At 55.0% G+C, this 4,682-nt stretch carries 4 protein-coding genes; 3 read left to right on the forward strand and 1 reads right to left on the reverse strand.

Going from position 1 to position 4,682, the window contains the following annotated elements; genetic code table 11:
- Window positions 1–8: 8 nt before the first annotated feature.
- Entirely contained in the window at window positions 9–389 is a 381-nt protein-coding gene (locus RO069_RS11770) for a porin (protein ID WP_245742747.1), read from the reverse strand.
- 280 nt (window positions 390–669) lie between these two features.
- Between RO069_RS11770 and RO069_RS11775 the strand changes: the two genes are divergently transcribed.
- The 3 genes from RO069_RS11775 (at window position 670) to RO069_RS11785 (ending at window position 4,434) form a co-directional block, all read left to right on the forward strand.
- Window positions 670–1,398 (forward strand): TorF family putative porin, encoded by a 729-nt coding sequence (locus RO069_RS11775; protein WP_062363658.1) that lies wholly within the window; start codon window positions 670–672, stop codon window positions 1,396–1,398.
- Between the two features lie 385 nt (window positions 1,399–1,783).
- Window positions 1,784–3,649, forward strand: a complete 1,866-nt coding sequence (locus RO069_RS11780) for a copper resistance system multicopper oxidase (RefSeq protein ID WP_143066671.1) — start codon at window positions 1,784–1,786, stop codon at window positions 3,647–3,649.
- 20 nt (window positions 3,650–3,669) lie between these two features.
- Window positions 3,670–4,434 carry a copper resistance protein B gene (locus tag RO069_RS11785; RefSeq protein WP_199451743.1) on the forward strand — a complete coding sequence of 255 codons (765 nt, stop codon included), beginning with the start codon at window positions 3,670–3,672 and terminating at the stop codon, window positions 4,432–4,434.
- The last annotated feature ends 248 nt before the right edge of the window (window positions 4,435–4,682 follow it).

A 4,682-nucleotide genomic window follows, 5' to 3' on the forward strand; every position in this document is an offset into this window, starting at 1 on the left:
ATGCGCCGTCAGGCGTTCATTAACCCGGGTGTTGCACTTGGAGTTGGAGACCGCCGGTCTTCAGCAGTACCGCCGTCGGCGCCATCACTTTCAGCGACGTTGAACTGGGTCTTGTACGCCCAGTCGCCAAAGTGGCCCTTGGCGTAGAGGCGTGCCCGGCGCACATCGAAATCGGTAGTGTCAACACCGTTGTCGTCAGACTGCGTGGCGTCGTAATCCCACTGAATGCGCCCGCCGAGCTGAAAAGACGCAGAGTTATCCGACACTTTCACTTTGATACCGCTGTCGGTATCGATCACAAGGTCTTCGCCGCTGGTCGTAACGTTTCCGGCCTGTGCAGCAGAAGCGGCAGAAATCGCCAAAGCCAAGCCCAAATATTTCTTGCTCATGATCTGTCTCACCTTTTTCGGTTTGCTTGTGTGTGTTGAAGCGCTATTAAAGTCTATTTGGCAAAGATTACAGAATGGTTACAGAGAATGCATCAAAACAGGGCGCTGGTCCGGGCCGGTGACAGGTTCTGGGGCGCTAGGTGTTGGGTCGTTTTTCGGGGGCAAGCTCAGAATGTGCCGATTTGTCTCTATAATAATGATAAACAAGAATAAATAAGATGTGGCAAGACTTTTGCTAAATCATATTTGGAGCAATGAAATCCAACCGAAGGTATCCATTATGAAGAAGCAGTTTTTCACCAAATCCGGATTTATCAGTATCACTTTGCTTGCAGCACTTCAGGCTGCGCCCGCCATTGTTAGCGCTGACGTCAGCTCAAATGTGAGCGCCAGCAGCAACTATCTGTTCCGGGGCGTCACCCAGACAGACGGGGCTGCGGCTGTCCAGGGAGGGTTGGATTATGAGCATGCGTCGGGCTTCTACGCCGGTGGTTGGGGTTCCAATGTCGATTTTGGTGACGGCACCAGCTATGAGCTTGATCTTTATGCCGGATTCTCCGGCTCTGTGGAAGAACTGGGTTATGACGTTGGGTACATTTATTATGCGTATCCTGACGCGCCGGACTCCATCGACTTCGGCGAACTGTACGGCGAGATCAGTTATGGCATTGCGGCCATCGGCCTGGCCTACACGATCAACAGCGACACCAGTGGTGATGGGGTGTTCGTGCAGGGGGATGCCTATTACTACGCCTCTGTTGGGGTGCCTCTGGAGGACAGCTACAGTGCCGGTGTGACGCTTGGCTATTACGACTTCGCTGATGACGGCAAGGCTTCTGTCGGCGAGGCAAGTTATTCACACGTCGCCGCCAACGTTACAAAGGATGCGGGAAACTTCGGTTCTTTCAGTGTTAACGTGGAGTACGCGGACATTGAGTCAACCGACGCGCTTGGCTCTGTCAACTCGGATGATCCGAAGTTCTGGCTGGGTTGGAGCAGGAGTTTCTGATTCGGCCAGCGATGGTTAGCTGCTCAATTTGAGTATTGTAAAGCTGGTTCCGTGACGGGCCAGCTTTTTTTTTATCTGTGATTGTCTCGTCAAAATCCACAATTGCACGCCCGTAGATAAAGCGGATGAATCGCCATCTTCGTTCTCGCCATCGTCCTTCCCTTCTTTATCGCAGGACTTGCAACCGTTCTTGCTAATCCGCACTCACTCGCCCAAAAGGGAGGCTGGCGTAGGGCCATTGCGCCTCTCCCCCCCTGCCCGCCAAACAAATGGTGATAGAAAGGCGGATACAGACTTTTCAGTTTGATTTCAGTTACACTGGGTAGCATCAATAATCGAGTCACGAACGCAAGAAGCTGTATATACATGGTTTTAGGAGCAACCTATGAGCGATAGACATTTCTATGCAGGTATGTCCAGGCGGCGCCTTATCCAAGGAGCTGCCACGATGGGACTTCTTGCCGGTTTCGACAGCTTGTTGCCGGCCTATGCTAGAGGACAACTGGACAACACGAACGCATTTCACACCGTGCGTAATGGCGCTGACATCTACGACCTGACCGTCGCGAGAACACCTCTCAAGATAGGGGGCACAGTCTCGGAACAGCCCATCACCATCAACGGCACTCTGCCAGCGCCTCTGGTGCGCCTCAAACAGGGGCGCGAGGCAATCTTGCGTGTCACCAATACGCTACCGGAGGCAACATCCATTCACTGGCATGGTCTGATTCTGCCGTACCAGATGGATGGCGTTCCTGGCGTCAGCTTTCCCGGCATCATGCCCGGCGAAACGTTTGAGTACCGTTTTCCGGTCGAACAGCACGGCACCTACTGGTACCACAGCCACTCTGGCCTTCAGGAACAGCTGGGCCATTATGGGCCGATTATCATTGATCCTGCCGAGCCGGAATCGGTGGCCTACGATCGCGAATACGTTGTGGTCCTCTCCGACTGGACCTTTGATTCTCCCGACGACGTATTCCGGAATCTGAAAGTGGCGGAGGGCTACTACAACTACAACCAGCGCACCGTTGGCGACTTCTTCAAGGACGTCGAAACCATGGGCTGGGATGCCGCGTGGAGCAAAGCCGGCATGTGGGGCAGAATGCGAATGAGTCCCCGGGATATCCTGGATGTAACCGGTTCTGAATATACCTACCTGATGAACGGGTCGCCTTCCGCCAGCAACTGGACCGGGCTGTTCCGTCCCGGCGAGAAAATTCGCCTGAGATTCATCAATGCCTCGGCGATGACCTTCTTTGATGTCCGTGTCCCGGGCCTCCCGATGACGGTTATTTCCGCTGACGGCCAACCAGTGCAACCCGTTGAAACGGATGAATTCCGCATTGGCGTGGCGGAAACCTACGACGTGATTGTACAGCCAACCGACACGGCTCACACCGTGTTTGCCCAGTCACAGGATCGGTCGGGGTATGTGCGCGGAACGTTAGCCACCCGCAAGGGAATGGAGGCGCCAGTACCGCCCATGTATCCGCGAACCGAGCGCGGTATGGCCGCCATGGGCATGGGCGCGATGAGCATGGGCGCCATGGGCAAGGACGGCGATATGAACATGGACAGCGGCATGGACATGGGTGGCAAGATGGAAATGATGTCAGGCAGCAACGACAAAGCCCATGGCCAAATGATGATGAATGGCGCCGACTCGGGAATGAACAAGATGAGCTCGGACAAAGCAACGATGAATGAGGTCCCGACGGCGGGTCGGCCGATATCCCATGGCCCTGATAATCACGGTCCCGGGGCGGCCATGGTGGCTTCCAGCCCGCAATCGCGTCTGGATGACCCTGGTGTAGGCTTTGAAACAGCCAACCATCGGGTGCTGACTTATTCCCAGTTGCAGAGCATTGAGGGCTGGCCCGACAAGCGCCCGGCCGAACGCGAGGTGGAACTGCACCTTACCGGCAATATGGAACGTTACATGTGGTCGTTCGACGGCAAAAAGTTCTCTGAAGTCGATGGCCCGGTCAAGTTCTACCATGGCGAGCGCCTGCGATTGATCCTCGTCAACGACTCGATGATGGATCACCCCATTCACCTGCATGGCATGTGGATGGAACTGGAAACCGGTGCAGGTGAATATCGTCCACGCAAACACACGATTTCCGTCAAACCCGGCGAGCGTGTATCCGCGCTGATCACAGCGGATGCACCGGGTGACTGGGCTTTCCATTGCCACCTTCTGTACCACATGGACGCAGGCATGTTTCGTGTCGTGTCGGTCGTTTAACGGGATAGGGGATGAACATTATGATGAATCGCATCAAGTGGGTTGTGGGTGCCTCAGCCTTAACGCTTGCCTCGGGAGCCGGCGCCGCCGGTACTGGCGTTCAGGCCGAACCGGACTGGACGCTGCCGATACACGACAACCAGGTGTTTGGCCAGGTTCTGTTTGACCGGATGGAATACCAGCGTGACGGCGACAACGAATTGGCCCTGTGGGACGCCCAGGCCTGGATTGGTAAAGATCGCAATCGGCTCTGGGTCGAAACGGAAGGTGAGACTGATCTATCCAGCGACAGCGGCGACATCGAAAATTTTGATGTGCAGTACAGCTATCGCTTCGATCGCTTCTGGGATATACAGACAGGATTGGGTGCCCAGACAACGTTTGGCCCCAGCCCTAATAAGGAGCGCTATTCGGCCATTGTTGGATTGCAGGGACTTGCCCCCTACTGGTTTGAGGTAGACACAAATCTCCGAGTCACCGACGACGGTGACGTGTCATACGATCTTGAAGCCGAGTACGACTGGCTGCTGACCCAAAGGCTCATTTTGCAGGGCCGCGGCGAAACGCTCGTTGCCTTCAGCGATGTTGAGGAGTGGGGCGTCGGTAGTGGCATCAATAATGTGGGCCTGGGGCTCCGTCTGAGATACCACTTTTCGAGGGAGTTTGCGCCCTACGTGGGTGTTTCTTACACCCGCTTTCTGGGCAACACAGAGGACCTTCGTGAGCGCGAGGGGGAAGACGTCGAGTCCTCCAGCTTCGTGGCGGGCGTCCGGTGGTGGTTTTAGTACGATAATGCCCAGTAGAAAAGGCTGGCCTCTTTGCGTGGGTCAGCTAGTGTCCTCATTTGGAGGATTTCGTCAAAATCATTGCCGACCTTCCGCATGTTCGGCTCAATGACAAACGGCCGGACTAAGGCCCGGCCGTTGTATCAGATCATGAAATTACACGTTGATCAGTAACTGATATTGACCATAGCTATGGCAAGCCCCCGATATCCTAGACGCCTGACAGCTGCTTAAAATACTGCTTTTCG

Source organism: Marinobacter sp. OP 3.4, from assembly GCF_036224885.1.
Taxonomy (GTDB): Bacteria; Pseudomonadota; Gammaproteobacteria; order Pseudomonadales; family Oleiphilaceae; genus Marinobacter.

What these genes read in the sequence shown, in the direction of transcription:
- RO069_RS11770 (WP_245742747.1), bottom strand. Translation starts at nt 389, where the DNA reads ATGAGCAAGAAATATTTGGGCTTGGCTTTGGCGATTTCTGCCGCTTCT.
- RO069_RS11780 (WP_143066671.1), top strand. Translation starts at nt 1,784, where the DNA reads ATGAGCGATAGACATTTCTATGCAGGTATGTCCAGGCGGCGCCTTATC.
- RO069_RS11775 (WP_062363658.1), top strand. Translation starts at nt 670, where the DNA reads ATGAAGAAGCAGTTTTTCACCAAATCCGGATTTATCAGTATCACTTTG.
- RO069_RS11785 (WP_199451743.1), top strand. Translation starts at nt 3,670, where the DNA reads ATGATGAATCGCATCAAGTGGGTTGTGGGTGCCTCAGCCTTAACGCTT.